Source organism: Pseudomonas sp. SID14000 (assembly GCF_002165135.1).
Taxonomy (GTDB): domain Bacteria; phylum Pseudomonadota; class Gammaproteobacteria; order Pseudomonadales; family Pseudomonadaceae; genus Aquipseudomonas.
Window position 1 is genome coordinate 1 of sequence record NZ_NFZQ01000093.1, and the last position, 463, is coordinate 463.

The 463-nt window shown below is 71.5% G+C and carries 1 protein-coding gene; it reads left to right on the forward strand.

Annotation, left to right across the window (positions count from 1 at the left end):
• Positions 1 to 274: 274 nt before the first annotated feature.
• Positions 275 to 463, forward strand: a 189-nt coding sequence (locus tag CAY82_RS27520) for a GntR family transcriptional regulator (protein WP_256576346.1), incomplete at its 3' end; no start/stop codon positions are given.

The following is a 463-nucleotide window of genomic DNA, read 5'->3' on the forward strand; positions in this document are numbered from 1 at the left end:
GCTTTCGGTGGGTGCGGCGCCGCAGGCACTGAGGCCGAGCGCCGCTATGGCGAGGACACCTGCGAGGCCGGCGGCCCGGGGGCGGGGCAGAATCACGGGACTCTCCATGGACTGAGCCAGTGTTGGCTGTACAACTTGAACAACGCGCTCACAGTACGCCGGAGGCCGGTGTCCGGAAGGTGAACGGACCACTGAGTCCCGGCGTCGGTCGCGGGAACGCCGTGGTTGTCCCGGAACCGCCGGTTAGGCTCGGTCTCCGGAGCGGTTGATCGATGTGGGGAGCAGCGTGGCGGACGGCCGGCAGACGATGTACCGGAAGGTGGCCGGAGACCTTCGGCAGGCCATCGCCGACGGCGCCTACGGGTCCGGCGGACGGCTGCCCGCCGAGGGCGAACTCGCCACCCGCTACGGCGTCTCGCGCGGCACCGTGCGCCAGGCCCTGGCCGTACTGCGCGCCGACGGA